The sequence below is a fragment of the Actinomycetospora termitidis genome (assembly GCF_030286555.1).
Classification (GTDB): Bacteria; Actinomycetota; Actinomycetes; order Mycobacteriales; family Pseudonocardiaceae; genus Actinomycetospora; species Actinomycetospora termitidis.
Map to the genome: position 1 here is coordinate 164374 of NZ_JASVWF010000005.1, position 26607 is coordinate 190980.

Consider the following 26607-nt stretch of genomic DNA (forward strand, 5'->3'; position numbering starts at 1 on the left):
GGTGAGTCACAGTGTCCGTCCGTGACCACCACCCCCGGTAACCCCGACGACCCGCGGGCGGACGATCCCGCCGCGTCGGGCGTGACGACGGCCGACCCCGGCCAGGACTTCTCCACCGACCGCCGCTTCTTCGGCCACCCGCTGGCCCTGGCGAACCTGTTCTCCGTGGAGCTGTGGGAGCGCTTCAGCTTCTACGGCATGCAGGCCGTCATGGCCTACTACCTCTACTACTCGCTGGCCGAGGGCGGGCTGGGCCTGCCCGAGGAGGCCGCGACCAGCATCATCGGCGCCTACGGCGGGATGGTGTACCTCGCCAGCGTCGGCGGGGCGTGGGTCGCCGACCGCCTCCTCGGCGCCGAACGCACACTGTTCTTCTCCGCCTGCGCGGTGATGCTCGGGCACATCGCGCTCGCCGTCATCCCGGGGCTCGGCGGGGTCGTCGTCGGCCTGCTCCTCGTGGCGCTGGGCTCCGGCGGGGTGAAGACCGCGGCGACCGCGGTGGTGGGCTCGCTCTACCGCCGCGACGACCCGCGCGCCGACGCCGGGTTCTCGATCTTCTACATGGGCGTGAACATCGGCGCGCTGGTCGGGCCGTTGCTCACCGGACTGGTGCAGACCACGGTCGGGTTCCACTGGGCCTTCGGGCTCGCGGCCGTCGGCATGGCCCTCGGTCTCGGCATCTACGTGACCGGCCGGAAGAACCTGCCGGACTCGGCCGCCGTCGTCCCGAACCCGTTGCCCGCGGGTGCCTGGCAGCGCCCGGTCGGGATCGTCGTCGGCGTCGTGGTCGTGGTCGTGCTGCTGTTCGTGCTCGGCGTGCTCACCGCGGAGAACCTGTCGACCGCGGTGGCGATCGTGGTGGCGCTGATCTCGATCGCGCTGTTCGCGCTGCTCCTGTCCAGCCCGCGGGTGACGGCGGACGAGCGCTCGCGGGTGCGGTCGTTCATCCCGATGTGGCTGGCCAGCGTGGTGTTCTGGTCGCTGTTCCAGCAGCAGTTCACCGTCGTCACGATCTACACCGATCAGCGCCTGGACCGGGTGATCGGCGGGTGGGAGTTCCCGATCGCGTGGGTCAACTCCCTCGAGCCGTTCTTCGTCATCGTGCTGGCACCGCTGTTCGCGGTGCTGTGGACGAAGCTGGGTGACCGCGCCCCGTCGACCCCGGTCAAGTTCGCCCTCGGCGCCGGTGGCATGGGCGTGGCGTTCCTGCTCTTCCTGCCGTGGGCCGGGGGCACCGGACCGACGACGCCCGTGCTCGCCATCGTGCTGATCATGCTGGTGTTCGCCCTCGCGGAGATGAACCTCTCCCCCGTGGGGCTGTCGCTGTCGACGCGTATCGGCCCGGAGCTGTTCCGGTCGCAGACGGTGGCGCTGTTCTACCTGTCGGTCTCGCTCGGCTCGGCGCTCGCGGGCACGATGGCCGGCTTCTACGACCCGTCGACGGAGGGCACCTACTTCTCCGTCATCGGGATCGCGGCGCTGGTGCTCGGCGGTGTGCTGGTCGCGCTGTCGCCGTGGGTGCGCCGGGCGATGCGCGGGGTGCGCTGACGGCGGTCCCGCACCGTGCCGGGGATCCGCTTCCACCGGAAGCGGATCCCCGGCACGGGCACGCCGGGACGCCGGGACGCCGGGACGCCGGGACGCCGGGACGCCGGGACGCCGGGACGCGAGTGCGACACCATGCAGGTTCGCGCCCCCCGGAACCTGCGTGACGTCGACCTCGCGGGCCGGCGCTACAGCGCGTTCGTCGCGAAGGTGTCGCAGCGGGTCGGGTCGCCGCCGGTGAACCCGGTGGTGAGCCAGCGCTTGCGCTGCTCCGAGGAGCCGTGGGTGAACGAGTCCGGGTTCACGGTCCCGCCGCCGAGCTTGCCCTGGATGTAGTCGTCGCCGATGCGCTGCGCGGCGTCGACGGCCGAGTCCAGGTCAGCCTGGTTGATGTCCTGGAAGAACGCCGGACGTCCGCCGACGGGCTGGCTGGCGTGGTTCATCCACACCCCGGCGTAGCAGTCGGCCTGCAGCTCGAGGCGCACGGAGTCGGACGTCGCACCCTGGCGGGAGCGCACCTTCGCCTCCGTGCCGAGCTGCGCCTGGACGTGGTGGCCGTACTCGTGGGCGAGCACGTAGGCGTTCACCAGCGGGCCGCCCTGGGCGCCGAACTGCTGCTGCAGCTGGTCGTAGAAGGTCAGGTCGATGTAGACGAGGTTGTCGCCCGGGCAGTAGAACGGCCCGGCGCTGGAGTCGGCCGAGCCGCAGGCGGTCCGCACGCCGCCGGAGAAGAACACCGTGTCGACGCGTTGGTAGGTGGGCTGGGCGCCGCGCACCACCGAGGCCGCCCGGGCGTAGCCGCCGCCCGCCCAGTAGGCCTGGATCGAGTTGATGTCGGCGACGATCGCGCAGTCCAGCTTGGCGTTCGCGTCGGCACCGGTCCGGCACTCGCTCGCGAGGTCACCCGTGCCGACCTGCGCCGGCCCGCCCGGGTCGCCGAACCCGCCGGCCACGTTCGTCGTCGTGCCGCCCCCGCCGCCGAGGAACTGCACCGCGAGGAAGGCGATGACGGCGAGGACGATCACGCCGAGGCTCGCCTTGCCGCCGCGACCCCGCAGGAGCATCCCGATGATCAACGCGACGAGACCGCCACCACCACCGCCGCCTCCGAAGCCACCTCCGAGGCCGCCACCACCGGAGGAGCCCCCGGATCCCCGCTGGTCGGTGACCTCGGACGCGTCGAGCTGGGCGTCGTCGTCGTAGCGCATGCGTCGTTCCTCCGGCGGTGTCGGTACCCGACGATCCTGGCGCGATCACCGGCCGACCGGAAGTCGGCCCCCTCAGGACCGGTACCGCTTGCGCCCGTTCCACACCTGTCGCTGGTCGAACCGGGCCCGCCGCACCTCGGCCCAGCTCCGGCCCAGGAAGAACCCCACCACCACGCCGCCCCCGGCGATCAACATCCACGACTCGATCACGCCCGTGCCCCCCGTTCCCCCGGAACGACAAGTAGCACGGATGTTCGACCTGGCGAGAGGAATGACGGCGTTCCGCCCTCGAGGTTGGGACGGTCGGCTCAGCCCCCGGCGCCCGGACGGCCCCCGACGGCGGGTGTGGTCGGCACCGCCGCGGGCGTGGCCGTGTCGATCGACGGCGGGGCGGTCGTGGTGGCGGCGCCCGGGCTCACCGGAGCCGTCGTCGCGGCGGTCGTGGGCGCCGTCGTCGGGGTCGCGGAGGCCGGAGCCGAGGTGGCCGGGGTGGTGGCCGCGGGAGCCGCGGCAGGAGCCGCCGTCGGGACCGGAGGGGCCGACAGCGAGCCCTGCCGGGCCGGCACGGACTGCGGCACGACCGCGGCGGGCAGCGCGGCGCCGGCTGCGAGCGGCGCAAGCCGGGTCGTCATCAGCTCCACGCGGTAGGTGGTGAACTGCGACATCGTGAACCAGATGTCGGGTCCGTCGTTCCAGCGCGGGGTGACGTAGGGCGCGTAGGCCTGCGGGAAGTCCTTCGTCGTCGTGACGACCTGGGCCGGGGTCCACGGGCCCGTGGGCGCCGGGGCGGTGCGCAGGACGACCTCGCCGGTGTCGTCGACCAGGTACATCATGATCCACTGCTTGTAGAAGCTGTTCCAGCGCACGGAGAGCTCGCCCACCGGGCCCTTCACGACGGGGGCCGCGTTCGCCTCGCCGGCCACCCACGCCGTGCCGTTCCAGTAGCGGTAGGCGGCGGTGTCGGTGAGCCGGTCCGCCGGGACCTTCGCGAGCGACAGGTCGCCGTAGCGGCCGCCGGGGATGCCGTACACGTAGATCTCGGAGCCGGGCGTCGTGCCGGGGGCCACGGGCGCCTTGGGGTCGTCCGGGCCGCCCGGCCGCACGTACGCGACCTGCCCGAACTTCGAGTCCGCGGCCCAGCGCGCACCGGAGTCGGTCCAGGTGGTGCCGCCGTCGGTGGAGGTGACGATCCCGGAGCCGGTGAGCCGCCAGTGCCCGGGGGTGTCGAAGCTCTTCACCGACATGTACTGCAGGTTCATCGTGGTGTTCTTCGCGCCGGTGGCGATGCCGTAGGTCGGGATGACCGTCTCCTGGATCCCCTTGCGCTTCTGCGAGGGGATCAGTTCCTTCGCGTGCCCGGCGCGGTCGGTGATCATCCCGCGGAAGGGCAGGCCCTTCGCCGGGGACGCCGGCGGGTCGATCGAGGCGATGACGTTGGAGCGCCAGTCGGTGTGGGCGACGGAGAAGAAGTCCTTCGCCGGGGGCGCGCCGAACGTGTCGCCGAAGGTCATCGCCATCTGCGGGCCGACCATGAACATGTGGCCGAGGTCGGTCCCCTCGACGCCGTACCGTGCGCCCGTGTCGTTGATCGACCCGGCGCCGACGAGATCCGCGACCTTGGCGGTCGACGCCCGCGCCACCGCCCAGGAGCCCGCGTCCCCCGGAGCGGCGACCGCGGCCGTGCCGACCGTGAACCCGATCAGGGCGACCAGACCCGCCGTCAGGACCGCGAGGCCGCGCCGGGAACGCCGCTGGGGGCGTGACTGCTCCATGCGGCCGCACGCTAGGAATCGGGGTTGCCCCGGACGGCCCACGCCACGCGCCGTCACCCACAGGTGTCCCAGCAACCACCCGGGCGCTGTCGGACCCCTCGGGCATGATCACGGGACGCGCCCGACCACCCCGTCCGAGGAGTACCGAACGTGCCGGAGATCGACAGCCGGGCCCTCGCGGCCCTCGTGCGGCCGGGGGCGCGGATCGCGCTCGCGGACGGGACGGGCACCCCGCAGGCGGCCTTCGCAGCCCTGGGTGACGTGGCGCGGGAGCGCGGCGGGGTGCGGCTGGTGCTCGGCTGGATGCCGGCGGTCCCGGAGGGTCTCGATCTCGCGGCATTCGCCGACGCCCGCACCGTCATGCCCGGGTGGGGCCTGCGTGCCGGGGTGGCGGGCGGCCTGGTGCGCTCCGTCCCGGCGCGGCTCTCGGCCGTCCCCGCGCTGGTCGCCGGGCCGCTGAGGCCGGACCTGCTGGTCGTGGCCGCGGTGCCCGGCCCCGACGGGTTGTCCCTGGGCAGCGAGGTGTCGTGGGTGCGCGCGGCGGTCGAGGCGGGGGTGCCGATCGCAGCAGTCGTCGACGACGCCCTCCCCCGCGCCGCGGCCGGGCCACCGTTGCCGGAGGCCCGCACGACGGTGATCGGCCGGGTCCGGCGCGGGCCGGCGGTCGTCCCCGTGGCGCCCGAGCCGAGCCCCGAGCACCGGCGCATCGGCGAGCTGGTGGCCGGGCTCCTCCCCGACGACGCCCGCGTCCAGTGGGCGCCGGGCCAGCTCGGCCAGGCGGTGGTGCGGGCGATCCTCGAGCGGGGCCGGCCCGTGCACGCCGACTCCGGCCTGCTCGGGGACCCCGTGGTCGACCTGGACGAGGCCGGGCTCCTCGCATCGACACCGGTCGCGACCTACCTCGTGGGCACCCCCCGGCTCTACGACTGGGCGGACGCGCAGGGCCGGGCCGGCCGGCCGGTGGTGCACGGCGTGGAGGTCACGCACGACCAGGCGCGCCTCGCCGCCGACCCGCCCCTGGTCGCCGTGAACACCGCGGTCGAGATCGACGCCGACGGGCAGGTCAACGTCGAGGGCACCGCGTCCGCGCTGGTGGGCGGGATCGGCGGGCACCCCGACTACGCCGCAGCGGCGACGCGGTCGGGCCGGGGCCTGTCGGTGGTCGCCCTCGCCAGCACCCACCGCGGGCGGCCGACGATGGTCGAGCGCCTCTCGCGCCCGGTGACGACGGCGAGCCACGACGTCGACGTGGTGGTCACCGAGCACGGCACGGCCGACCTGCGCGGGCTCGACCGGGACGAGCGGCGGGCGGCGCTCGCGCGGCTGTGGGTGTGAAGATCGGGTGACGGCGACCCACGATCACGGCGACACCGGGGTGAACGGCGGGTAGCGTCACCGCAATGGCCGACCGCGTGCTGACCAGCGTCCCGACGGGTCCGGAGGCGGCGCCCGCCCTGCCGCCGGAGAAGCACGGGGACCCGCTGCACGCCCCCGACCTGCTGGCCGCGCTCGACCGCGGGGACGACGCGGCGGTGCGCGCGTGGATCGCCGCGCACGTCCCCGAGCCGGAGAGCCTCCTGCTCTACGGCCTGTTCGTCGGCGCCGGGGTGCTCGGGCTGATGGAGTGGCCGGCGGTGCTGCTCTCCTGCCTGGGGCAGCTCGTGGTCGACCGCCGCTTCGGCGGGGTGGAGAACCTGGCCGCGCAGCTCCGCGCCCGCCTGGACGCCCGCACGGTCTGACCCGCCGCCGGGAACGTCAGGACCGCACGAGCCGGGCAATCGCGGCGGACGCCTCCGCGACCTTCTCCTTCGCCTCCTGGTCCCCGGCCTTGGCCGCGTCGACCACGCAGGTGCCCATGTGCTCCTCGAGCAGGGCCAGGGCGAGGTTCTGCAGCGCGCCCGTGACCGCGCTGACCTGCGTGAGGACGTCGATGCAGTACTGGTCGGACTCCACCATCCGCGCGATGCCGCGCACCTGGCCCTCGACCCGCTTGAGGCGCCGCAGGTGCGCGTCCTTGTGCTCGGAGTAGCCGTGCTGGTGCTCGCTCACGGGTGCGATGATACCGGGGCGGGGTATCCCGGTCCCGTTTGACGCGCATACCCCAGGGGGGTATCACTGCACCCATGGCGACGACCACCGACGCGCCCACGAGCACCGAGCTCGCCATCACCGGAATGACCTGCGCCTCGTGCGCCATGCGCATCGAGAAGAAGCTCAACCGGCTCGAGGGCGTCACCGCGACGGTCAACTACGCCACGGAGAACGCGCACGTCCGCCACTCCCCCGACGTCTCGGCGCAGACCCTCGTCGCCACGGTCGAGGGTCTGGGCTACGGCGCGACCCCGCCGTCGGCCGACCGGTCGGGCGACGGCGACGACGACGGCGACGCGGAGACCGACGAGCTCCGCCACCGGTTGCTGGTCAGCCTCGTGCTCACGGTGCCGGTCGTCGCCCTCGCGATGGTCCCGGCGTGGCAGTTCGCGGACTGGCAGTGGATCTCGCTCGTCCTCGCCGCGCCGGTCGTGCTCTGGGGCGGGTGGCGGTTCCACCGGGCGGCCGCGCTCAACCTGCGCCACGGCACCGCCACCATGGACACGCTGATCTCGCTCGGGACCCTGGCCGCCCTCGCCTGGTCGGTGTGGGCGCTGCTGTTCGGCGACGCCGGGATGCCGGGGATGACGCACGAGCTGTCCTTCACGAGCGACCCGGGCGACGCGATCTACCTGGAGACCGCAGCCGCCGTCACGACGTTCGTGCTGGCGGGGCGGTTCTTCGAGGCACGGGCCAAGCGGCGGGCCGGAGCCGCGTTGCGTGCGCTGCTCGACCTCGGCGCGAAGGACGTCGCGCTGCTCGTGGACGGGACCGAGCAGCGGGTGCCGGCGGAGCGGCTCGTCGTCGGGAACGAGTTCGTGGTCCGGCCGGGCGAGCGCATCGCGACCGACGGTGAGGTCGTCTCGGGGGTCGGCGCGGTCGACGCGAGCACGGTGACCGGCGAGTCGGTGCCGGTCGAGGTCGCGCCCGGGTCCGCGGTGATCGGTGGATGCGTCGCCGTGGGGTCGCGGCTGGTGGTGCGTGCGACGAGGGTCGGGGCCGACACCCAGCTCGCCCGGATCGCGCAGCGCGTGGCCGACGCGCAGAACGGCAAGGCCGACATCCAGCGCCTCGCCGACCGGGTCTCCGGGGTGTTCGTGCCGATCGTCGTCGCGGTCGCCGTGCTGACGTTCGTGGCGTGGCTCGTGCTGGCGGGCGACGTGAGCGGGGCCTTCACCGCCGCCGTCGCCGTGCTCATCATCGCCTGCCCGTGCGCGCTGGGGCTCGCGACCCCGACGGCGCTGATGGTCGGGACCGGACGCGGCGCGCAGCTCGGCATCCTGCTGCGTGGCCCGGAGGTGTTGGAGTCGACCCGGCGCGTCGACACCGTGGTCCTGGACAAGACCGGCACCCTGACCACCGGGGAGATGCGCGTGGTCGGCGAGGTGGACGGGACCGCCCTGCGGTTCGCCGCCGCGGTCGAGGACGGCTCCACGCACCCGATCGCGCGGGCGATCGCCGAGGCGGGACGTCGCCGCGGGCCGCTGCCGGCGGTGGACGACGCACGCACGATCGACGGGCTGGGGGTGAGCGGGACCGTGGAGGGCCACTCCATGCTCGTCGGTCGCCCGGTGCTGCTCGCCGAGCGCGGTCTGGAGCTGTCCGCGCAGCTGCGCGCCGACCTCGAGGCGGCGCAGGCCGACGGGGCCACCGCCGTCGTCGTGGGCTGGGACGGCGCGGCGCGGGCGGTGCTCGCGGTGGCCGACACCGTCCGGGAGACCTCCGCGGACGCGGTCGCGGCGCTGCGCGCCCTCGGCGTGCGTCCGGTCCTGCTGACCGGCGATCACGAGACCGCGGCTCGCGCCGTCGCCGCGCAGGTGGGGATCGACGACGTCCGCGCCGGGGTGCTGCCCGAGCAGAAGGCCGACGCGGTCGCGGAGCTGCAGGCGCAGGGGCACGCCGTCGCGATGGTGGGCGACGGCGTGAACGACGCGGCCGCGCTCGCCCGCGCCGATCTCGGGCTCGCCATGGGCACGGGCACCGACGTCGCGATCGAGGCGGGCGACGTGACCCTGGTCCGCGAGGACCTCCGGGCGGTCCCGGACGCCCTGCGCCTCGCCCGCCGGACGCTCGGCACGATCCGGGGCAACCTGTTCTGGGCGTTCGCCTACAACGTCGCGGCCATCCCGCTGGCGGCGTTCGGACTGCTCAACCCCATGGTCGCCGGCGCGGCCATGGCGTTCTCCAGCGTCTTCGTGGTGGGCAACAGCCTGCGGCTGCGACGGTTCTCGTGACGGGATTCGTCGCGCTCGCGGTGGTCGCCGGCGCCGCCCTGGTCGGGGTGGGGCTGGTGGTGGCCGGGTCGTGGCTGGTGCGGGTCGTGGCCGGGACGCGGCGTCCGCTGGTGGCCGCGCCGCACGTCGGCGGGATGCCGGTGGTCGAGCACGCGGTGTCCCGCTGGCACGTCCGGTGGCCGACCCTCGCCCTGGTGTTCCTGGCCTTCGACATGGAGATGCTCTTCATGTACCCGTGGACGCTGGTCGTGGCCCGGTCGGGCCCGGCGGCGGCGGTCGAGATGTTCGTGTTCCTCGGGATCCTGCTGGTGGGCGTGGGCTACGCGTGGCGCGAGGGCGCGTTCCGGTGGTCCTGAGGCGCCTCGCGGCCCGCCGCCCCCACGTGCTGACGATCGCGCCCGCCCCGGTCTCCCCCGACGACCTGCCGCTGCGGCTCGCCGTCGAGGTCGAGCTCGCCCGCCGTCGCTGGCCGTCCGCGACCTCGCCCGCCGACACCGACGTCCTGCTCGTGCTCGGCACGCCGGGCCCGCGCCTCGCGCAGGTCGTGCGGGCGGTGTGGGCGACGGTGCCGGCGCCACGGGTGGCGGTCGGGGTGACGACGCCGGGTGCGGTCCGGTCGGTGCTCGACGATGCGGCGGCGCGGCTGGCGGGGCGGGGCGGCGATACGACGTCCGATTGTGCCGTCCAGCGTCAGCATGGCCGCACTGCTGACACCGGAGTGGGCGACCGAGCCGACACCGGAGTGGCCGACGCGCAGATGGCCGACCTCGCCTTCTACGACCGCGACGGGCTCGCCCTGGACGCCGTGCACGTCGCGCTCGGCCCGGTGCTGCCGCACTGGCCCGCCGGGCTCGTGGTGCACGCGACGCTGGCCGGGGACCTGGTCACCGACGCGCGGGCCGAGGTCCTCGACGTGCCCGCCACCGTCGGACCCGGCAGCCGCGGGCGTTCGCCGCTGGGCCCCGACCGCACCCGGCTCGACATCCTCACGCGCGTGCTCGGGCTCCTGGGCGCCGACCACCTCGCCGCCCGGGCGCGGGACCTGCGCGACCACGACCCGGAGCCCGGCGAACTCACCACCTTCGGCCGCCGCCTCGCCCGGCACCGCCCGCTGCGCTGGGCCACCCGCGACATCGCCCTGGTCGGCGGGCCGGTCGAGGAGCGCACCGTCGAGCAGCGGGTCCTCGCGCTCGCGCGCGCCCTCGGCGGCAGCCTGGCACCGCCCGTGCGGCCGACGCCGGAGAAGGCCACCCAGGCGATGATCGGCCTCGAGCTCGGGGCCGCCCGCCTGGCCCTCGCCGCGATGGACCCGGACACGACGCTCGGCGCGGGTCCGGTCGCCGCGTACGCCCCGCCCCAGGGGGAGGTGACCCATCACCACCATCACTGAGCTCGTCGTCCTCGCGCCGGCGCTGGTCGTCGTCGCCGGGATGGCGGCGGGCGCGGGCGCCGTCACCGCCGGGGACCACCCGGCCACCCCCGTCGTCGAGACCCTCCGCCTGCTCGCGAAGCAGCGCCGCCGCACCCCGGCCGACGACCCCGCGCTCGCCCGGATCGGCCTCACCGTCCTGCCGGTGGCCGCCGTCCTCGCGCTCGCGGTGGTCCCGCTCGGGGACACCGCCCCGGTCGACCTCGACGTCGGCGTCGTGTGGTTCAACGCCATGGAGGTCCTCGCCTGGTTCGCGGTGTGGGTCGCCGGGTGGGGGCCGAACGCCGTGACGAGCCTGGCCGGTGGCTACCGGATGCTGCCGCTGGGGCTGGCCTACGAGCTCCCGCACATGCTCGCGATCATCACCCCCGCGATCGCCGCCGGGTCGCTCGCGCCGGCCACGATCGCCGCCGCCCAGCACGACCTCTGGTACGCGGTGTGGATGCCCGCGGCCTTCGTGCTCTACCTGGTGTCGGTCGCGGCCATGGCGTTCTGGGGTCCGTTCGCCGCTCCCCTGGGTCGTGACCTCGCCGGCGGCGCCGTGGCCGAGCACGCCGGGCTGGGCCGCCTGCTGCTGCACGCGGGCCGCTGGATGCTCCTGACGGCGGGTGCGGCGATGGCCGTCCCGCTGTTCCTCGGCGGCGGCGCTCCCCCGCCGATCACCGGGCCGGACCCGTTCCCCGGTCTGCCTGCGCTGTGGTTCGCCGTCAAGCTCGTCGTCGTGATCGGCCTGCTCCTGGCCGCGCGCCGGGTGGTGCCGATGCTGCGCACGGCCCGGTTCGTCACCCTCGCCTGGACGGTCCTCATCCCCCTCGCCGTCGCCCAGGCCCTCGTCGTGACGGTGGTGGTGCTGACGTGATCGCCCTGGTGGGCGCCCTCGGCGTCGTCGCCGTCGGCACCGGCCTGCTCGTGTTCACCGTGAACTCGATGGCCCGCGCGACGTTCCTGCTGCTGGCCTCGTTCGTCGCGGTCGCGGTGCTGCTGATCGCGTTCGGCCTGGGCTACCTCGGGACGGTGATCGTCCTGATGATGACGATCGAGATGATGATCATGGCGGTCTTCATGGTCATGCTGATGATGAACCCGGCCGGGCTGATGCCGATGACCATGGTCCACAACCGGTGGGGCTCCTGGGCGATCGCGCTGGTCGTGTTCGGCCTCCTCGCCGCGGGCGCCTGGCTGGTGCCGTTCCCGACGACCGGTCGCGCGGCCCAGGACCCGACCGTCGCCCTCGGCGACGCGCTCATGGGCCCGCAGATGCTCACCATGATGACGCTGGGCCTGGCGCTGCTGGCGACGATCGTCGGGACGGTGGCCGTGGCGGTGAGCCGCCGGTGACCGAGCTGGTGCTGCGCATCGCGTTGACCGTGGCCGCCGCCCTCGTCGCGACGGGGCTCTACGGCGCCCTGTCGCAGCAGTCGATCGTCATGATCATGATGGGCCTGGAGCTCGTCGTGAACGGCCTGATCCTCGGTGCCGGGGCGTTCTGGTGGGCTGGGGGCGGCGGCACGGACGCGAGCGTGCTCGTCGTCGTGCTGGTCACCGTGATGGCGGTCGAGATGGCGTTGGGCTTCGCCGTCGCGCTCGCGCTCTACCGGGCCCGGCAGGTCGACCTCACCGACGACGCCGCGGAGCTCGCCGGATGACCCTCCTGCTCGCCCTGCTGCTCGCCGTCCCCGTCCTCGCGGGCCTCGTGCTGCTCACGGCGTTCCCCCGCGCGACCGGGGCGCCGATCGTGGCCGCCGGGCTCGTCGCGGCGGTGGTGTCCGCCGTGCTCGCGGTCGAGCTCGCGACCGCGGTCGGCACGCGCGCGACCCCGATGCTCGTGGTCCCCCTGCTCGGCCCCGTCACGTTCACCTACGCCGTCGACGGCCTCGCGGCGGTCCTCGTCGTGACGGTCACGGTGATCGGCGCGCTCGTCCTGCTCGCGGCCGCCGGGGAGCAGCGGCTGCGGCGCGGCCGCTTCGTCGGGATGGTGCTGGTCTTCCTCGGCGCCATGCTCGCGACCGTCACCGCCGCGACCCTCCCCGCCCTGCTCGCGCCGTGGGAGGTCATGGGCGCGGCGAGCTGGGCGCTGATCGCGTTCGACCGGCGCGACCCCGCCGTGGGGCCCGCCGCCGGCCGCGCCTTCCTGACGACGAGGACGACCGACCTCGGCCTCTACGTCGCCACCGGCGCGGCCCTCGCCGCCGGCGTCCCCGGGCTCGGTCTCGCCTTCCTGACGGCGGGTGACCCGGCCTGGCAGGGCCTGATCGCCGCCGGGATCGTGCTCGCCGCGCTCGGCAAGTCCGCGCAGCTGCCGTTCTCCGCGTGGCTCTCCGGCGCGATGCTGGGCCCGAGCCCGGTGTCGGCCCTGCTGCACTCCGCGACCATGGTCGCCGCCGGCGCCGTGCTGCTCCTGCGGGCCGGGCCGCTGCTCGCCGCGACCGGGTGGGCGGCGACGCTCGTGGCCTGGGTCGGGGCTCTGACCGCGGTCGTGCTCGGGCTGATCGGCGCGTGCCAGCGCGACCTCAAACAGCTGCTCGCCGCGTCGACCTGCGCGCAGGTGGGGCTGATGGTCCTGGGCGCCGGGGTGGGCGCACTCAGCGGGGCCGCCGGCCTCCTCGTGGCGCACGCGGCGGTCAAGGCCCTGCTGTTCCTCGCCGCCGGCGGGTGGCTCGCCGTGCTCCGGACCCGCGCGCTGCCCGCGCTGCGCGGCGCCGCCCGCCGTCATCCCGCCGTCGGTATCCCGTTCACGGTCGGGGCGGTCGCGCTCGCCGGGGTCCCGCCGCTGTCGCTGTGGTGGACCAAGGACGCCGTGCTCGTCGGCATCCCGCTCGGCGACGGGCTGCTGACCGTCGCCGGCCTGCTCGCCACCGCGCTCTCGGCGGTCGGCGCGACGCGCGCCGCGTGGTTCGTGTGGCGCCCGGTGCGGTCCCCGTCGATCCGCCGGGGTCCCGACCGCGCCCGCCGCCGCGTGCCGCTCGCGATCACCCTGGCCCTCGCGGCGCTGACGGTGCCGGCCGCGGCGCTGGGCGGGATCGCGGTGGCGGTCGGGCTCGTGCCACGAGCGGACGCGGGTGAGCTCGTGACGACGGGAGTGGTCGTCGTGTTCGCCGCCGCGGCGACGTGGGCGTTGCACAGCCGCCCGCTGCAGGTCAGGTCGCCGGTGTGGGGCCGGGCCGCGGGCGTCGCGCGGCGTTGGCTGGGGCTGGGACTCCTCGGACCCGCCGTCGGGAAGCCCGTGACGGCCCTCGCCCGGCTGACCGAGCGCGCGGACGCGACGCTCGGGCAGGCCCTGCCGCGGGCGGTGGCCGCCGTCCCGGCGCTGGCCCGCGGCGTCGAACGCCGGGGCGAGCAGCCCCTCGCAGCCGCCGTCGGGGCGCTCGCGGCGGGAGTGCGGCGCCTGGGTGACCTCGCGCGGCGCCCGCAGACCGGACAGCAGCACCAGTACTACGCCCAGGGGGTGATCGCGATCGGGACGCTGGGGGCGCTCGCCGCCGTCGTGGTGTGGGCGGGGGTGCGCTGAGGTGCTGACCGTGATGTGGGTCGCGCCGCTGGCCGTGGCCCTGCTGCTCGTGCCGGTGACCCGCCGCGAGGTGCTGCTCGGCGCGTGGACGGGGCTCGCGCTGCTCGAGGTGGTGCTCGCGGTCGTCGCGTGGACGTCGGTGGGGGTCGGCTATGCCCACGAGGTCGCCGTGCCGTGGATCCCGGCGTTCGGGGTCGGCTACCATCTGGGGCTCGACGGGATCTCGGCGCCGCTGGTCGCGATGACGACGCTGGTGTTCCTCGCGGTGGCGCTGTACTCGCTGCGCCACGACCCGGCGGGGGACGGCGACACCGACGAGCGCCGCACCCGGGGCTACGTGCTGCTGTTCCTCGGGCTCGAGGCCGTGTCGGTCGGGGTGTTCACCGCACTCGACCTGGTGCTGTTCTTCGTGTTCTTCGACGTCTCGATCGTGCTGATGTACTTCGTGATCGCGGGGTGGGGTTCCGGCGCGCGGGCGAGGAGCGCGCTGCAGTTCTTCCTGTACACGTTCGTCGGGTCGCTGGTGATGCTCCTCGGGTTCCTGTCGCTGGCCGTCGCCGTACCGCAGATCACCTTCGACATCCCGACGCTCGCCGCCACGAACCCGCTGGCGGACCGCGGCGTCGCGGGGATGCTGACGCTCGCGGCGATCGGGATCGGCCTGGCGATCAAGACCCCGGTGTGGCCGCTGCACACCTGGCTCCCGCCCGCCCACACCGACGCCCCCGCCGGAGGATCGGCCGTCCTGGCGGCGGTGCTGCTGAAGATGGGGACCTACGGCTTCGTCCGGATCGCGCTGCCGCTGCTGCCCGGTCCGTGGCGCGGGGCGGCGCTCGTCGCGGTGGTCCTGGGCGTGGTCTCGGTGCTGTCGGGTGCGCTCGTGGCCCTCGCCCAGCGGGATCTCAAGCGGCTCGTCGCCTACACCTCGGTGAACCACATGGGCTACGTGCTGCTGGCGCTGGGTGCCGCCGGGTACGCGGCCGCCGGGTCCGAGGCGCGGGTCCTCGCCGTCACCGGGGCGACGGTGCAGATGGTGAGCCACGGCCTGGTCACCGGAGCGCTGTTCCTGCTGGCCGGGACGCTGCGCGAGCGCGGCGGCACGTCGGTGATCGGCGCCTGGTCCGGTCTCGCGGGGCCGATGCCGCGGTTCTCCTGGACGTTCGCCGTGGCGGCGTTCGCCTCGCTGGGCCTGCCCGGGCTCTCCGGCTTCGTCGCCGAGTTCTCCATGCTCGCCGGGTCGCTGCCCGCGGTTCCGGTGGCGACGGTCCTCGCGGCGCTGGGCCTCGCGATCACCGCCGGGCTGTTCCTGCGGGCGGTGCAGTCGATGCTGCTCGGGGACCGCCACCTGCCTGCGGCTGCGGAGCGTCCGCCGATCCGGAGCACCGGGGTCTTCCGCCGACCGGTCTCCCCCGACCTGCGCGTCGCCGAGACGACGGCGGTCGGGCTCCTGCTGGCGGCGTCGCTCGCGATCGGGATCGCCCCCGCCCTCGTCACGACGACGATCGCGCCCGCCGCGACCTCGGTGGTGGACCTGGTGTCGCGGTGACGCGCGACCTGCTCGCCCTCGCCCCGGAGGCGCTGCTCGCGCTCGGGGCGGTGCTGGGGCTCGCGGTCGGGACGTGGCTGCCGCCCGGGCGGGAGGGCGCGGTCCGCGGCATCGGGGTGGTCGCCGCGCTGGCCGCGGGGGTCGTGGCGGTGGCCGCACCGGTCGCGGGCCCGGCCTTCGGCGGGACGTTCGCCGTGGACGGCGCGACCGCGGCGGTGCGGGTGATCGTGGCGGGTGCGGTCGTCGTGACGCTGGTGCTGGCCGGGGACCCGTCCGCCCTCGGCGGGACGCCCGACCGGGCGAGCCCGACGAGCGCGCGGGTGGACACCGCGTTCGCCGTGCTGCTCCAGCTGTCCGCGGTCGGCGCGATGCTGCTCGGCGGGGCGACCGACCTGCTGCTGCTCGCGTCCGCCGTGCTGCTCGCCGGGCTGCCGCTGGCGGCGCTGGCCGGGCTCGCGCGCGACGGGCGCTCGACGGAGGCCGCGCTCAAGTACTTCCTGTCCTCGGCGCTGTTCGGTCTGCTCGCGCTGGCCGGGACGACGCTGCTGCTCGGGCTGGCGGGTGCCACCGCCTACCCGGCGCTCGCCGGGCTCACGGGGCCCGCACCCGCCGTCGGGATAGTGCTGGTGCTGGCCGGGCTGCTCATGACGGCGGGGGCCGTGCCCGCGCACTTCTGGGTGCCGGACGCGGTCGACGGCACCTCCCCCGTCACCGGGGCGGTGCTCACCACCACGGCCAAGGTGGGCGCGCTCGTCGCGCTGTGGCGGCTCGCCCTGGCCGTCCCCGGTGTGCCCGTGCCGCTGCTGCTCGCGATCGTCGCGGTCGGCTCCATGTCCCTCGGCAATCTGGCCGCGTTCGCCCAGACCTCGCTGCGCCGGCTGCTCGCCTACTCGACGGTCAGCCAGGTCGGCTACCTGCTGGTGCCGGTCGTGGTCGCCCGGGAGACCGCGCTGGCACTCCCGGCCCTGCTCGGCTACCTGGCGGCCTACGTCGTCACGAACCTCGCGGTCTTCGCGGTGCTCGCCGCCCGCCCGCAGGCGCTGGAGATCGGCGACCAGCGGGGCCTGGCGCGCCGCCACCCCGGGCTCGCGGTGGCGCTGGCGGTGGGGCTGCTCGGGCTGGTCGGGACGCCGCCGACGGTCGTGTTCGCGGGGAAGCTCGCGGGCTTCACGGCCGCGCTCGACGGCGGGTGGGCCTGGCTGGCGGGCGTCGCGGTGCTGAACTCGATCGCGAGCCTCTTCTACTACCTGCGCTGGATCGCCCCGGTGTTCTCCGCGGGCGACCCGGTGCTGCGCGACCCGGTCGCGCCGCGGGCCCGGGCGGTCGCGGTGGTGCTCTCGGCGGTGTCGCTCGTGGGCACGGTCGCCGCCGTCGTCTCGTAGGAGCCGGCCGCCCACTGCGTCCACGCGACGAGCGCGAGGATCGTCAGGGCACCGAGCAGCGGGACGACCAGGGCGGCGGGCTCCAGCGGCAGCGTGACGGCCAGCAGCACGCGCACCGCCGCCTCGGCGAGCAGCACCGTGCCCCACGTCGCGGTCATCCTCCGGTGCAGCGTGCGGAACGCCGGCGAGGAGTCCCACCGGGCCGCCCACGCGTCCGGGTCCCCGCCCAGCCCCCGGCGGACGTGGTAGATCGCGGGCCGTCGGGCGAGCAACGTGACCAGGAAGACGACCCCCAGGCACGCCGTGACGACCGCGTCCTTGGCCAGGACGACGCGGGCGTCGCCGGTGACGAGGGCCGCGAGGACGCCGAGGGCGAACTTCCCGCACAGCAGCAGCGGGAGTGCCCCGAGCACCCCGGTGCGCAGCCGCACGATCCCGGCCCGCACCAGGGCCACGCCCCCGGCCGCCGCGAGGGCCGCCACGGCGGACCACCCGGCGGCCGAGAGGGCGAGGTAACAGACGAAGGGCAGGGCCACGTCCCAGCCCAGCGACGCGACGACGGTCGCCCACGTGGTCCGCGTGGCCCCGCCGCTCACGCGACCAGCTCGCGGTTCAGGACGACGAGCAGGTCCGCCGGGTTCGTGGCGGCGGCGACCACGTCGTCGGGCAGGGACACGCCCCAGCGCGCCTGGACGAGGGTGAGGGTCTCGAGCACCGCCAGGGAGTCGTACCCGAGGTCGGCGAACGGCGTGGACATGAACGCCTCGGGGTCGAGCGTGACGTCCGGGGGGCCGCCCGCGTCCGAGAGCAGGGCGGCGAGTTCGGGTCCGGTGAGGCTGCGCATGGTGGTTCTCCTTCTCGTGCTTCAGGGACGGGTGACGACGACGGCGGCGTTGAAGCCGCCCTGGCCTCGGGCCAGGACCAGGGCCGCGTCGTGCTCGACCTCGCGCGCCCCGCCGACGACGAGGTCGAGGCCGAGATCGGGACGCGGGGCGGTGACGTTCGGGGTCGGGGGGACGACGGCGTCGCGCAGGCCGAGCAGGGCCGTCGCCACGTCCAGCGGGCCGCCGCCGGAGGAGAGTCGGCCGACGCCGGCCTTCGGCGCGGTGACCGGGACCCGGTTCGCGCCGAACACGTCCCGGAGCGCGGCCGCCTCCTGCTCGTCGAGCTCGGGGGTGCCGGCGGCGTCGGCGTAGACGACGCCCACGTCGGACGGCTCGAGCCCGGCGTCGGCCAGGGCACCGACGACGGCGCGGCGCAGCCCCGGCTCGCGTCGCGGGTCGCGCGGGTCGAAGGTGGCCGCGTAGCCCGCGACGGTGCCGTACGGCCGGGTGACGCCGCGGGCGGCGGCCGCGGCGGCCTCCTCGACCACGAGCAGGGCGCCCCCCTCCCCGACCACGTGCCCGCCTGCGGCCGCGTCGAACGGGAGGAAGGCCCGCGCCGAGTCGTCGGAGGTGCTGACCCGCCCGGAGGTGCCGGTGGCGACCCAGCCCCACGGGCACAGCGACGCGTCGACCGCGCCGCTCACGACGAGCGCGGCCGGCCCGCGCAGCAGCCGCCGCGCCTGCCCGAGCACGTCGAGCCCGCCCGCCTGCTCGGCCACGAGGACCCCGCTGGGTCCGCGCATGCCGTGCCGGATGGAGATCTGGCCGGTGTTCACCGCGTAGAACCAGGCGAACGACTGGTAGGCGCTCACCTGGTGCGGTCCGTGGCCCCAGAGCTTCTGCAGCTCGCGCTGGCCGAACTCGAACCCGCCGGACGAGCAGGCCGTCGCGACGCTCATCGCGTACTCCGGCTGCTCCGCGGGTTCCAGCACGGCGTCCGCGAGGGCCCACTCGGCGGCCACGAGCGCGAGCCGGGTCATGTGGTCGGTCTGGGCGAGGAGCCGGCGCGGGACCAGGGCCGCGACGTCGAGGTCGATCTCCCCGGCGAGCCGGTGCGGGTACCCCGTCGCGTCGAAACGGGTCGGCGGGGCGAGCGCGCTGCGGCCCGCCAGGGTCGCCGCCCAGTACGTCTCGACGCCCGCGCCGGTGGGGGCGAGGACGCCCAGGCCGGTGACGACGGCGGTCATCCGAGCACCCCCTCGCGGGTCACGACCACCGCGCTCTGGAAGCCGCCGAAGCCGCTGCCGACGCTCAGGACGACGTCGAGGTCGGCGGGGCGGGCCTCCCGCGGGACGTAGTCGAGGTCGCACTGCGGGTCGGGCACCGCGTAGTTCGCGGTCGGCGGGACGACACCGCGATCGACCGCGAGGGCGCACGCCGCGAGCTCCAGCGACCCGATCGCACCGAGCGAGTGGCCGATCATCGACTTGATCGAGCTCATCGGGGTGCGCCGCGCGTGCTCGCCCAGGCTGCGCTTCACCGCGGCGGTCTCGTGCCGGTCGTTCTGCACCGTGCCCGACCCGTGCGCGTTGACGTGGTCGACCCGCTCGGGGTCGAGCTTGGCGTCGGCGAGCGCCGCGTCGATCGCGACGGACATCTCCCGTCCGTCGGCGCGCAGCCCGGTCATGTGGAAGGCGTTGCAGCGCGACGCGTGGGCGGCGAGCTCGGCGACGATGGTCGCGCCCCGGGCGCGGGCGGCGTCGAGCTCCTCGAGGACGAACATCGCCGCGCCCTCCCCCAGCACGAACCCGTCGCGGGTGCCGTCGAACGGCCGGGAGGCGGTGGCCGGATCGTCGTTGCGGGCGGTGGTGGCCTTGATGGCGTCGAAGCAGGCCACCGTGATCGGCGAGATGGGCGCATCCGTGGCGCCGGCGAGCATGACGTCGGCGGAGCCCTCCGCGATCAGGGCGGCGGCGTGCCCGACCGCGTCGAGCCCGCTCGTGCAGCCCGCCGAGAGCATGGCCACCGGCCCCTCGACCCCGAACCGGCCCGCGACCTCGGCGGAGATCGAGCTCGGGACGAAGTAGTCGAACAGGCGGGCGGGCGCACGGGTGTGGTCGACCAGCCAGCGCGATCCGCCCTCGCTGACCACCGCGTACTCCCGGTCGAGGCCCATGGTGGCCCCGACCGCGCTGCCGACCGTGACCCCCCAGCGGTGGGCGCGGTCGTCCGGGTCGGTCGGCGCGATGCCGCTGTGGGCGAGGGCCTCCCGTGCGGCGACGACGGCGAACTGGGCGGAACGGTCGAGCTCGACGGCCTCGCGGGCGTCGAAGCCGTGCCGGGCGGGGTCGAAGTCGGCCTCGGCCGCCACCCGCGAGCGGAAGGGGGTGGGGTCGAAGAAGGAGATGGTCCGGGTGGCCGTGCGTCCGGCGGTGAGCAGGTCCCAGAACGGTTCGACGCCGATACCGCCCGGGGCGACGACCCCGATGCCGGTGATGGCGACACGTCTTCCCATGGCGAATCCTCCGGTCGTCCTCAGGCGCACAGGGCGAGCGAGTGCAGGCAGGTCAGCAGGCTGCGGGCCTGCACGTTCAGGTAGTGGCTGTGCCGGACCAGCTCGGAGAGCTGCGCGAGGGTCACCCAGCGGTGACCGGGTCCGGTGACGAGGTCCGGGTCGTCCCCGGTCTCCTCGACGACCACGTAGCGGGTGCGGGTGTGGTGGAAGCGCCCGCCCTCCTCGCTCATCACGGTGTCGAAGCGCAGGCGGTCCGGGTCGGCCGCGAGGACCCGGTCCAGGTACGCGGGGCGCTGCGAGGCCGGCCGGTGCGCGTAGTTCTCCGGCGTGCACTGCACGGTGGGGGCGAGCTCGACGGCGTCGACGAACCCCGGTTCGGTGCGCAGGGCGGCCAGGACGTGCAGGACCCCGCCGATGCGGCGGACCACGAAGGCGACCAGGCCCGTGCCGTGGGCCGCGAACATCGGCTGGGACCAGCGGGCGACCTCGCGGCCCCGGGCGACGACGTCGACCCCGACCACCGAGAAGTAGGCCCCGTCGTCGTGGACGATCGCGCCGTCGCGGCGCGACCAGCCCTGGAGCGTGTGCAGCGGGACGCGGCCGACGTCGACGTCGGTCTCGGTGCGCGCGACGGTGAGGTCGCTCAGCAGGTCGGCGGTCCGGTGGACCCCGCCGCTCTCCCCGAGCATGGAACGCAGCAGCGCGGCCCGGAAGTCGTCCGGACGTCCGGCCCCGGCCGGCCGCAGCGCCCCGCCGGCCAGCGGCAGGCACGACAGGACGGTCCGGGTGTCCATGTTGACGACGTCGGTGACCGCGAGGGCCCGGTGGACCTCCGCGAGGGTGCACCACCGGAAGCCGGGCCGGGCGGGCACGGCCTCCGGCCCCCCGGGGACCTCGACGACGACGTTGCGGTTGCGCTTGCGCAGGAACCAGGAGCCCTGCTCGGACTGCCGGACGTCGACCACGGTTCGGGCGCCGGGCACGGTCCCGAGGAAGTACTCCAGGTAGGGCACGGCGCGACCGCCGTGGGCACGCTGGTAGTTGCTGCGGGTCGCCTGGACCGTGGGCGAGAGCTGGTGGCCGACCGGGTTGCCCGGCTCCACCTTGGCCTGCATCAACAGGTGGAGCACCCCGCCGATCCGGGTCGCGAGGATGCCCAGGACGCCGACCTCGGGCTGCCGGATGATCGGCTGCTGCCAGTGCTCCACCGGGGCACCGGGCACCTGGACGTCCAGGCCCTCCACGGCGAAGAAGCGCCCCGAGCGGTGGTGGATGCGGCCGCCGACGGGGTCGTCGGTCCACCCCTCGAGGGCCGCGAGGTCGGCGCGGTGCACCGTCATGGCGGCGTGCCGGTCGTGGTCGGCGAGCCAGCCGAGGAGCGCGGCCCCGCCGTCGGGGACCTCCGCGGCGGCCGACGCGGCGAGCAGGCCGGTGAGCTCCTGGTCGTCGGCCGGCGCCAGGCCGGGGGCGAGCACGGTCATGTCGGCTCCCTGGGATGCGGTGGTGGTGACGAGGTGGGGGTGGTGCCGGGACCGACCCTCCGGCGCGACGCTCGACGGTCGCGCAAGGACCGGTGGGCGAGGTGCTCGACGCCGGCTCAGCGCCGGGCGAGCGCCCGCATCGCGGCGGTCGCGAACACGAGCGTCACCGCCGCGGACCAGGCCAGGGTCGCGAGCAGCGGCGGCCCGAGCGGCGTCGTCCCGGTGAGCAGGGAGCGCAGGGTGTCGTTGGCCGCGGTGACCGGGTTGAGCGCGACCCAGGCCCGCAGCGGGCCGGGCATCGTGTCCAGCGGCACGAGCGCATTGCTGGTGAACGTGATCGGGAGGACGAGCACGAACCCGAACACCTGGACCTTCTCCGGGTCGCGGGCCAGCACCCCGATCCACACCGGGATCCAGGAGAACGCGAGCGTGAACACGACCAGGACCGCCGCGGCCCCGAGGAGCGCCGCCGGACCGGCGTCGGGCCGGAAGCCCAGCACGAACCCGACGACGAGCAGCACCGCGAACGACCACAGCTGGCGCACCACGTCCGCGAGCAGGCGTCCGGCGAGCGGCGCGGAGCGGGCGATCGGCATGCTGCGGAACCGGTCGTGCAGCCCCTGGCGCAGGTCGGTCGCGAGCCCGATCGCCGCATAGATCGACAGGAAGAGCGCGTTCTGCACGACGAGCCCGCCGAACGCGAAGTCGAGGTAGGCGCCCGGGCTGCCCGCGATCGCCCCGCCGAAGACGTAGGTGAACAGCAGGGTGAACATCACCGGCTGCACGGACAGGTCGAGCAGTTCGGTCGGCTTGTGCCGGATCTGGAGCAGGCTGCGCCAGGCCATCGTCATCGCCTGCCGCAGCGCGGTCAGCGGCCCGACGGACCGGGTCGGCGTCGAGGTGAGGATCATGCGGGGCTCCCGGTCCGGGTGGCGGTGCGGGGGGTCGGGTCGACCCGCGACGGCGTGTCGACCAGGGACAGGAAGACCTCGTCGAGGCTCGCCCGGCGCAGGCTCACCTCGGCCAGGTGCACGCCGGCCTCGTCGAGGCGGCGCAGCACGGCGGGCAGCACGTCGGGGTCGGAGACCGTGGCCCGCACCGCCCCGTCGACGACGGTGACCTCGCCGCGGGCCAGGTCGCGGGCCGTCGTGGCGACGACGTCGAGGCGGTCGGCGAGGACCGGACGCAGCTCGAGCGCGGAGCCGCCCAGGCTCGCCTTGAGGCCGTCCGGGGTCCCCGCGGCCACGACGCGCCCCCGGTCGAGGACGACGACGTCGTCGGCGAGCCGGTCGGCCTCCTCCAGGTACTGCGTGGTGAGCAGGACCGTGGTGCCGCCGTCGACCAGCCCGCGGACCGCCGCCCACAGCTCCACCCGGCTCGCCGGGTCGAGGCCGGTGGTCGGCTCGTCCAGGAAGAGCACCCGGGGTCGGCCCACCAGGCTGGCGGCGAGGTCCAACCGGCGGCGCATGCCCCCGGAGTAGGTGGCGGCGGGGCGGGTGGCGGCGTCGACGAGGCCGAATTCCGCGAGCAGTTCCGCGGCCCGGGCCCGGGCCGCGCGGCGCGCGAGGCCGAGCAGGCGGCCGACGAGCACGAGGTTCTCGGTGCCCGTGAGGGTCTCGTCGACCCCCGCGTACTGGCCGGTCAGTCCGATCAGCCCGCGGACCTCGTGGGCCCGGGCGACCACGTCCAGACCGCCGACCCGGGCGTGCCCGGCGTCCGGGCGCAGCAGGGTGCCGAGGATCCGGACGGCGGTCGTCTTGCCCGCGCCGTTCGGGCCGAGGAGCGCGAGGACGCTCCCGGCCGGGACGCGCAGGTCGATGCCGGCGAGTCCGACGTTCCCCCGGAACTGCTTGACGAGGCCCTCGGCCTCGATCGCGTTGTCGTCCACGATCAGGAGCCTGACACGTCAGAGCGCAGGTGTCAGGCTCCTTGTTCTGGTCCTCGAGCCGTCCTCGAGATCAGCCCTCGGGATCGACCGGGCTGCGGCGCCCGTACCACTGCGTCCAGGCGACCAGCAGGATGATCGCGAGGGCGGCCATCGCCTGGCTGAGCAGCGCGGCCACCTCGATCGGCAGCGTGTAGATCACCAGGACGCGCAGGGACGACTCGGTGATCAGGCCCAGGCCCCACACCCAGGTCATGCGCCGGTTGAGCGCCCGGAACTCCGGGGAGCGGGTCCACTGGGCGTCGAAGGCCCGCGGGCGCGGCGAGAGGCTGCGCCGGATGTAGTAGATCAGCGGCTTCGCGAACGCGAGGCTCGCCAGGATCGCGAGCCCGACCGACGCGGTGATGACCGAGTCCTTCGCGAGCACGAACCGGGCGTCGCCGGTGAGCAGCGCGGCGATGACGCCGAGCGAGAAGCGGACGACGAGCAGGATCGACAGCGCCCCGACCTCGCGCTCGCGGATCCAGATGACGATGGCACGGACCAGGGCGACACCGCCCGCCGTCGCGAGCGCGGCGGCCTCGTGGACCCCGAGCCCGAGCAGGGCCAGGTACGCGGCGAAGGGGACCATGACGTCGACGACGAGGGTCCACGCGATCGTCCGCCACGACGAGGTGGGGGTGGGGGTGGTGCCCGCGGGGGGCGAGCTGCGCTCCGCGGCGTCCTGCGGGGTCATCGCGACCTCTCGTGCGGCCCGGGGGGGCCGCGGATGTCCGGTGCCGGGCGCGGCGACGGCCGGTCCGGAGGTGTCAGGTTCCGTGTACCCCGGCTCGGTCCCGGCCACGCGCCGGTCAGGCGGCGCGATCGACCGGTGCCCCGGACCGCCGGCCGTCGGGCGCCCCGAGCACGACACGGAACGCGTCCTCGAGGCAGGCGGAGGGGTCGACGCCGAGCTCCCGGCGCAGCAGGGCGGTCACCGAGCGGTACGCGTCCACCGCCTCCTGACGGCGGCCCGACAGCGCCAGCGCCCGCACGAGCTGCGCGTGGTAGGTCTCGTGGAACGGGTGGGTCCGGACGAGCCGCTTGAGGTCACCGATGAGCTCGCGGTGCCGGCCCGCCCGCATCCCGGCCTCCAGGGACAGTTCGACGGCGCACAGGCGCAGCTCGTCGAGGTGCGCGACGTGGCCGGACAGCACGTCGCCGCACTCCACGTCGGCGAGGGCCGGCCCGCGCCAGAGGCGGAGCGCGTCGGCGAGCATCCGGGACGCCTCCTCGGGCTCGGTGTCGAGGACGGCCCGGGCCCGACCGACGGCGTCGGTGAACACCTCGACGTCGACGGAGCCGGCCGGGGTGCGCAGGAGGTACCCCTGCGGTCGGGTCTCGATCCCCACCCCGCCCGCGGCCACGTCGGGGTCGGTGGAGCCGGAGAGCAGCCGTCGTAGTTGGTAGATGTAGGTCTGCAACGTCGTCAGCAGGCTCTCCGGCGGGTGGTCGCCCCACAGCTCGGTGGCGAGCGAGTCGACGTACGTGACGCGGTTGGCGTTGAGGAGCAGCGCGGCGAGGACCTGGCGCTGCTTGGGCGCCGTCGGTCGGCCGCGCCCGTCCTCGCTGTGCACGTCCAGGCCTCCGAGCAGGGCGAACTCCATCAGGACCTCCGGGTTCGAGCGGTGGCGAGGGGTCGGACTCGACCCGGGGCCCACCGTGGGTGACGGACTCGACGCTGAAGGTCACGGCCGCTCCCGGCGACCGCAGTGTGGTCCCCGCCACAGCCGCGAGGTCCGATCGGGCAACCGGTTGCGCGGAGGGCTCCGGACGGCCCTGCCGCGGCGTCCGGACGGTCCTCGGACGGCTCTCGGGCGGCTCTCGGTCGACCCTCGCGCGGGCGTCGAGCGGCCCTCGAGGCGTGCTGCCCAGCGTGCTGGGCACCGACGCCGAACCCGAGAGGGGACCCGCGATGCCCGAATCGACCTGCCGGATCTGCGGCGGGGTGGTGACGATGTTCCTCGACCTCGGCCGCCAACCGCTCTCCGACGTGTTCCCGGTCGAGGCGCCCGCGCCCGGCGAGGAGTTCACGTACGCGCTGCGTGTCGGGACCTGCGCCGACTGCACCATGGTGCAGCTGCTCGACGAGGTCCCCCGCGAGGCCATGTTCGGGGAGCACTACCCCTACCGGTCCTCCGGCTCCTCGGTGATGCGGGCGCACTTCGAGGCCCTCGCCAAGTCGCTGCTCGCCGGCGAGCTGTCCGGCCGGAGCGACCCGTTCGTGGTCGAGATCGGCTCCAACGACGGCGTCATGCTGCGCACCATCGCCGCCGAGGGCGTACGCCACCTCGGGGTCGAGCCGTCCTCCGGGATCGCGCGGACCGCTGCGGAGCAGGGCGTCGCCGTGCTCACCGCGTTCTTCGAGGTGGACACCGCCCGGGCGGTCCGCGCCGAGCACGGGCCCGCCGACGTCGTCTACGCGGCCAACACCATCTGCCACATCCCGTACCTCGGCTCGATCCTCGACGGGGTCGCGGAGCTGCTCACCGACGACGGGGTGTTCGTCTTCGAGGACCCCTACCTGGGCGACATCGTCGCGAAGACGTCCTACGACCAGATCTACGACGAGCACTTCTTCCTGTTCAGCGCGACGACGGTCGCGGACGCGGCCGCCCGCCACGGCCTCGAGCTGGTCGGGGTGGAGCGCCTGCCGGTGCACGGCGGCGAGGTCCGCTACACGCTGGCCCGGGCCGGCCGGCGCACGCCGGACGCGGCGGTGGGCGAGCTGCTGGCCCAGGAGGCCGCCGCCGACCTGCACTCCCCCGCCACGCTGCGCCGCTTCGCGGACGCGGTCGCCGCCAACGCCGCCGACCTGGTCGCGCTGCTCGAGCGGCTGCGGGCCGAGGGCGCCCGCGTGGTCGCCTACGGGGCGACGGCCAAGAGCGCCACGGTGACGAACTACGCGGGCATCGGGACGGACCTCGTCGAGGCCGTCGTCGACACCACCCCGGAGAAGCAGCACCGGGTCACGCCCGGGGCGCACCTGCCGGTGCGCCCGGCGAGCACGTTCGCCGAGCCGTACCCGGACTACGCGCTGCTGTTCGCGTGGAACCACGCCGCGGAGATCCTGGACCGCGAGGCGGCGTTCCGCGCGGCCGGCGGGCGCTGGATCCTCTACGTGCCCGACGTCCGGGTGGTGTGAGGA

Annotated in this window: 25 protein-coding genes and 1 pseudogene; 13 read left to right on the top strand and 13 right to left on the bottom strand. The window is 75.1% G+C overall.

Going from position 1 to position 26607, the window contains the following annotated elements:
* The first annotated feature begins 81 nt into the window (after window positions 1–81).
* Window positions 82–1548: a peptide MFS transporter gene (locus QRT03_RS21535; RefSeq protein WP_286055406.1), complete on the top strand. Its 1467-nt coding sequence runs from the start codon at window positions 82–84 to the stop codon at window positions 1546–1548.
* A 185-nt stretch (window positions 1549–1733) separates the two neighbouring features.
* Here QRT03_RS21535 and ypfJ read toward each other — a convergent pair whose 3' ends face one another.
* The 3 genes from ypfJ to QRT03_RS21550 form a co-directional block, all read right to left on the bottom strand.
* Window positions 1734–2753 (bottom strand): KPN_02809 family neutral zinc metallopeptidase, encoded by a 1020-nt coding sequence (gene ypfJ, locus QRT03_RS21540; protein ID WP_286055105.1) that lies wholly within the window; start codon window positions 2751–2753, stop codon window positions 1734–1736.
* Window positions 2754–2825: 72 nt separating this feature from the next.
* The gene (locus QRT03_RS21545) at window positions 2826–2948 is read right to left on the bottom strand and encodes a hypothetical protein (RefSeq protein WP_286055106.1); all 123 of its coding nucleotides are present in this window, start codon (window positions 2946–2948) and stop codon (window positions 2826–2828) included.
* A gap of 113 nt (window positions 2949–3061) precedes the next feature.
* Complete coding sequence (locus QRT03_RS21550) at window positions 3062–4525, bottom strand: glycoside hydrolase family 183 protein (protein ID WP_286055107.1); 1464 nt, start codon at window positions 4523–4525, stop codon at window positions 3062–3064.
* A 150-nt stretch (window positions 4526–4675) separates the two neighbouring features.
* Between QRT03_RS21550 and QRT03_RS21555 the strand changes: the two genes are divergently transcribed.
* Both QRT03_RS21555 and QRT03_RS21560 read left to right on the top strand, forming a co-directional pair.
* Window positions 4676–5860: an acetyl-CoA hydrolase/transferase C-terminal domain-containing protein gene (locus QRT03_RS21555; RefSeq protein WP_286055108.1), complete on the top strand. Its 1185-nt coding sequence runs from the start codon at window positions 4676–4678 to the stop codon at window positions 5858–5860.
* 65 nt (window positions 5861–5925) lie between these two features.
* Window positions 5926–6264 carry a hypothetical protein gene (locus QRT03_RS21560; protein ID WP_286055109.1) on the top strand — a complete coding sequence of 113 codons (339 nt, stop codon included), beginning with the start codon at window positions 5926–5928 and terminating at the stop codon, window positions 6262–6264.
* 16 nt (window positions 6265–6280) lie between these two features.
* Here the strand turns inward: QRT03_RS21560 and QRT03_RS21565 are convergent, their stop codons facing one another.
* Window positions 6281–6574, bottom strand: a complete 294-nt coding sequence (locus tag QRT03_RS21565) for a metal-sensitive transcriptional regulator (protein ID WP_286055110.1) — start codon at window positions 6572–6574, stop codon at window positions 6281–6283.
* A gap of 74 nt (window positions 6575–6648) precedes the next feature.
* On the opposite strand from QRT03_RS21565, the gene QRT03_RS21570 reads away from it, so the two are divergent.
* The 9 genes from QRT03_RS21570 to QRT03_RS21610 are packed head-to-tail and all read left to right on the top strand — an operon-like array spanning window position 6649 to window position 16715.
* Entirely contained in the window at window positions 6649–8850 is a 2202-nt protein-coding gene (locus tag QRT03_RS21570) for a heavy metal translocating P-type ATPase (RefSeq protein WP_286055111.1), read from the top strand.
* On the top strand, window positions 8847–9206 hold the full coding sequence (locus tag QRT03_RS21575; protein WP_286055112.1) for an NADH-quinone oxidoreductase subunit A: 360 nt from the start codon (window positions 8847–8849) through the stop codon (window positions 9204–9206). The genes QRT03_RS21570 and QRT03_RS21575 overlap by 4 nt, the downstream gene beginning before the upstream one ends.
* The gene (locus QRT03_RS21580; protein ID WP_286055113.1) at window positions 9197–10240 is read left to right on the top strand and encodes a hypothetical protein; all 1044 of its coding nucleotides are present in this window, start codon (window positions 9197–9199) and stop codon (window positions 10238–10240) included. The genes QRT03_RS21575 and QRT03_RS21580 overlap by 10 nt, the downstream gene beginning before the upstream one ends.
* A 40-nt stretch (window positions 10241–10280) precedes the next feature.
* The gene (locus tag QRT03_RS21585) at window positions 10281–11138 is read left to right on the top strand and encodes an NADH-quinone oxidoreductase subunit H (protein WP_286055115.1); all 858 of its coding nucleotides are present in this window, start codon (window positions 10281–10283) and stop codon (window positions 11136–11138) included.
* Window positions 11135–11617 (top strand): NADH-quinone oxidoreductase subunit J, encoded by a 483-nt coding sequence (locus QRT03_RS21590; RefSeq protein WP_286055116.1) that lies wholly within the window; start codon window positions 11135–11137, stop codon window positions 11615–11617. Before QRT03_RS21585 ends, QRT03_RS21590 begins: the two co-directional genes overlap by 4 nt.
* Before the next feature lie 5 nt (window positions 11618–11622).
* Window positions 11623–11925, top strand: coding sequence for an NADH-quinone oxidoreductase subunit K (locus QRT03_RS21595; RefSeq protein WP_286055408.1), 303 nt, complete (start codon window positions 11623–11625; stop codon window positions 11923–11925).
* Complete coding sequence (locus tag QRT03_RS21600) at window positions 11922–13787, top strand: proton-conducting transporter transmembrane domain-containing protein (protein ID WP_286055117.1); 1866 nt, start codon at window positions 11922–11924, stop codon at window positions 13785–13787. Before QRT03_RS21595 ends, QRT03_RS21600 begins: the two co-directional genes overlap by 4 nt.
* A 1-nt stretch (window position 13788) precedes the next feature.
* The gene (locus tag QRT03_RS21605) at window positions 13789–15333 is read left to right on the top strand and encodes a complex I subunit 4 family protein (protein ID WP_286055118.1); all 1545 of its coding nucleotides are present in this window, start codon (window positions 13789–13791) and stop codon (window positions 15331–15333) included.
* Window positions 15330–16715, top strand: coding sequence for an NADH-quinone oxidoreductase subunit N (locus QRT03_RS21610; protein WP_286055119.1), 1386 nt, complete (start codon window positions 15330–15332; stop codon window positions 16713–16715). Before QRT03_RS21605 ends, QRT03_RS21610 begins: the two co-directional genes overlap by 4 nt.
* 23 nt (window positions 16716–16738) lie before the next feature.
* On the opposite strand, the pseudogene QRT03_RS21615 reads toward QRT03_RS21610, so the two are convergent.
* From QRT03_RS21615 to QRT03_RS21655, 9 genes and pseudogenes are all read right to left on the bottom strand, one after another.
* Window positions 16739–17311: pseudogene (locus QRT03_RS21615) on the bottom strand (VC0807 family protein); the annotation flags it as partial.
* Entirely contained in the window at window positions 17308–17559 is a 252-nt protein-coding gene (locus QRT03_RS21620) for an acyl carrier protein (RefSeq protein WP_286055120.1), read from the bottom strand. The pseudogene QRT03_RS21615 and the gene QRT03_RS21620, both read right to left, overlap by 4 nt.
* Window positions 17560–17580: 21 nt before the next feature.
* Window positions 17581–18786, bottom strand: coding sequence for a ketosynthase chain-length factor (locus tag QRT03_RS21625; protein WP_286055121.1), 1206 nt, complete (start codon window positions 18784–18786; stop codon window positions 17581–17583).
* A complete protein-coding gene (locus QRT03_RS21630; protein WP_286055122.1) occupies window positions 18783–20054 on the bottom strand; it encodes a beta-ketoacyl-[acyl-carrier-protein] synthase family protein in 1272 nt (423 codons plus the stop codon). The genes QRT03_RS21625 and QRT03_RS21630 overlap by 4 nt, the downstream gene beginning before the upstream one ends.
* 20 nt (window positions 20055–20074) lie before the next feature.
* Window positions 20075–21535, bottom strand: coding sequence for an NDP-hexose 2,3-dehydratase family protein (locus tag QRT03_RS21635; protein ID WP_286055123.1), 1461 nt, complete (start codon window positions 21533–21535; stop codon window positions 20075–20077).
* A 116-nt stretch (window positions 21536–21651) separates the two neighbouring features.
* A complete protein-coding gene (locus QRT03_RS21640) occupies window positions 21652–22446 on the bottom strand; it encodes an ABC transporter permease (RefSeq protein WP_286055124.1) in 795 nt (264 codons plus the stop codon).
* A complete protein-coding gene (locus QRT03_RS21645) occupies window positions 22443–23423 on the bottom strand; it encodes an ATP-binding cassette domain-containing protein (RefSeq protein WP_286055125.1) in 981 nt (326 codons plus the stop codon). The genes QRT03_RS21640 and QRT03_RS21645 overlap by 4 nt, the downstream gene beginning before the upstream one ends.
* Before the next feature lie 70 nt (window positions 23424–23493).
* Entirely contained in the window at window positions 23494–24156 is a 663-nt protein-coding gene (locus tag QRT03_RS21650) for a VC0807 family protein (RefSeq protein ID WP_286055126.1), read from the bottom strand.
* Between the two features lie 115 nt (window positions 24157–24271).
* Window positions 24272–25066 carry an AfsR/SARP family transcriptional regulator gene (locus QRT03_RS21655; RefSeq protein WP_286055127.1) on the bottom strand — a complete coding sequence of 265 codons (795 nt, stop codon included), beginning with the start codon at window positions 25064–25066 and terminating at the stop codon, window positions 24272–24274.
* Window positions 25067–25374: 308 nt separating this feature from the next.
* Between QRT03_RS21655 and QRT03_RS21660 the strand changes: the two genes are divergently transcribed.
* Window positions 25375–26604, top strand: a complete 1230-nt coding sequence (locus tag QRT03_RS21660) for a class I SAM-dependent methyltransferase (RefSeq protein ID WP_286055128.1) — start codon at window positions 25375–25377, stop codon at window positions 26602–26604.
* Window positions 26605–26607: the final 3 nt, after the last annotated feature.

What these genes read in the sequence shown, in the direction of transcription:
- ypfJ (WP_286055105.1), bottom strand. Translation starts at nt 2,753, where the DNA reads ATGCGCTACGACGACGACGCCCAGCTCGACGCGTCCGAGGTCACCGAC.
- QRT03_RS21545 (WP_286055106.1), bottom strand. Translation starts at nt 2,948, where the DNA reads ATGTTGATCGCCGGGGGCGGCGTGGTGGTGGGGTTCTTCCTGGGCCGG.
- QRT03_RS21550 (WP_286055107.1), bottom strand. Translation starts at nt 4,525, where the DNA reads ATGGAGCAGTCACGCCCCCAGCGGCGTTCCCGGCGCGGCCTCGCGGTC.
- QRT03_RS21560 (WP_286055109.1), top strand. Translation starts at nt 5,926, where the DNA reads ATGGCCGACCGCGTGCTGACCAGCGTCCCGACGGGTCCGGAGGCGGCG.
- QRT03_RS21570 (WP_286055111.1), top strand. Translation starts at nt 6,649, where the DNA reads ATGGCGACGACCACCGACGCGCCCACGAGCACCGAGCTCGCCATCACC.
- QRT03_RS21585 (WP_286055115.1), top strand. Translation starts at nt 10,281, where the DNA reads ATGGCGGCGGGCGCGGGCGCCGTCACCGCCGGGGACCACCCGGCCACC.
- QRT03_RS21600 (WP_286055117.1), top strand. Translation starts at nt 11,922, where the DNA reads ATGACCCTCCTGCTCGCCCTGCTGCTCGCCGTCCCCGTCCTCGCGGGC.
- QRT03_RS21620 (WP_286055120.1), bottom strand. Translation starts at nt 17,559, where the DNA reads ATGCGCAGCCTCACCGGACCCGAACTCGCCGCCCTGCTCTCGGACGCG.
- QRT03_RS21625 (WP_286055121.1), bottom strand. Translation starts at nt 18,786, where the DNA reads ATGACCGCCGTCGTCACCGGCCTGGGCGTCCTCGCCCCCACCGGCGCG.
- QRT03_RS21630 (WP_286055122.1), bottom strand. Translation starts at nt 20,054, where the DNA reads ATGGGAAGACGTGTCGCCATCACCGGCATCGGGGTCGTCGCCCCGGGC.
- QRT03_RS21635 (WP_286055123.1), bottom strand. Translation starts at nt 21,535, where the DNA reads ATGACCGTGCTCGCCCCCGGCCTGGCGCCGGCCGACGACCAGGAGCTC.
- QRT03_RS21640 (WP_286055124.1), bottom strand. Translation starts at nt 22,446, where the DNA reads ATGATCCTCACCTCGACGCCGACCCGGTCCGTCGGGCCGCTGACCGCG.
- QRT03_RS21650 (WP_286055126.1), bottom strand. Translation starts at nt 24,156, where the DNA reads ATGACCCCGCAGGACGCCGCGGAGCGCAGCTCGCCCCCCGCGGGCACC.
- QRT03_RS21655 (WP_286055127.1), bottom strand. Translation starts at nt 25,066, where the DNA reads ATGGAGTTCGCCCTGCTCGGAGGCCTGGACGTGCACAGCGAGGACGGG.
- QRT03_RS21660 (WP_286055128.1), top strand. Translation starts at nt 25,375, where the DNA reads ATGCCCGAATCGACCTGCCGGATCTGCGGCGGGGTGGTGACGATGTTC.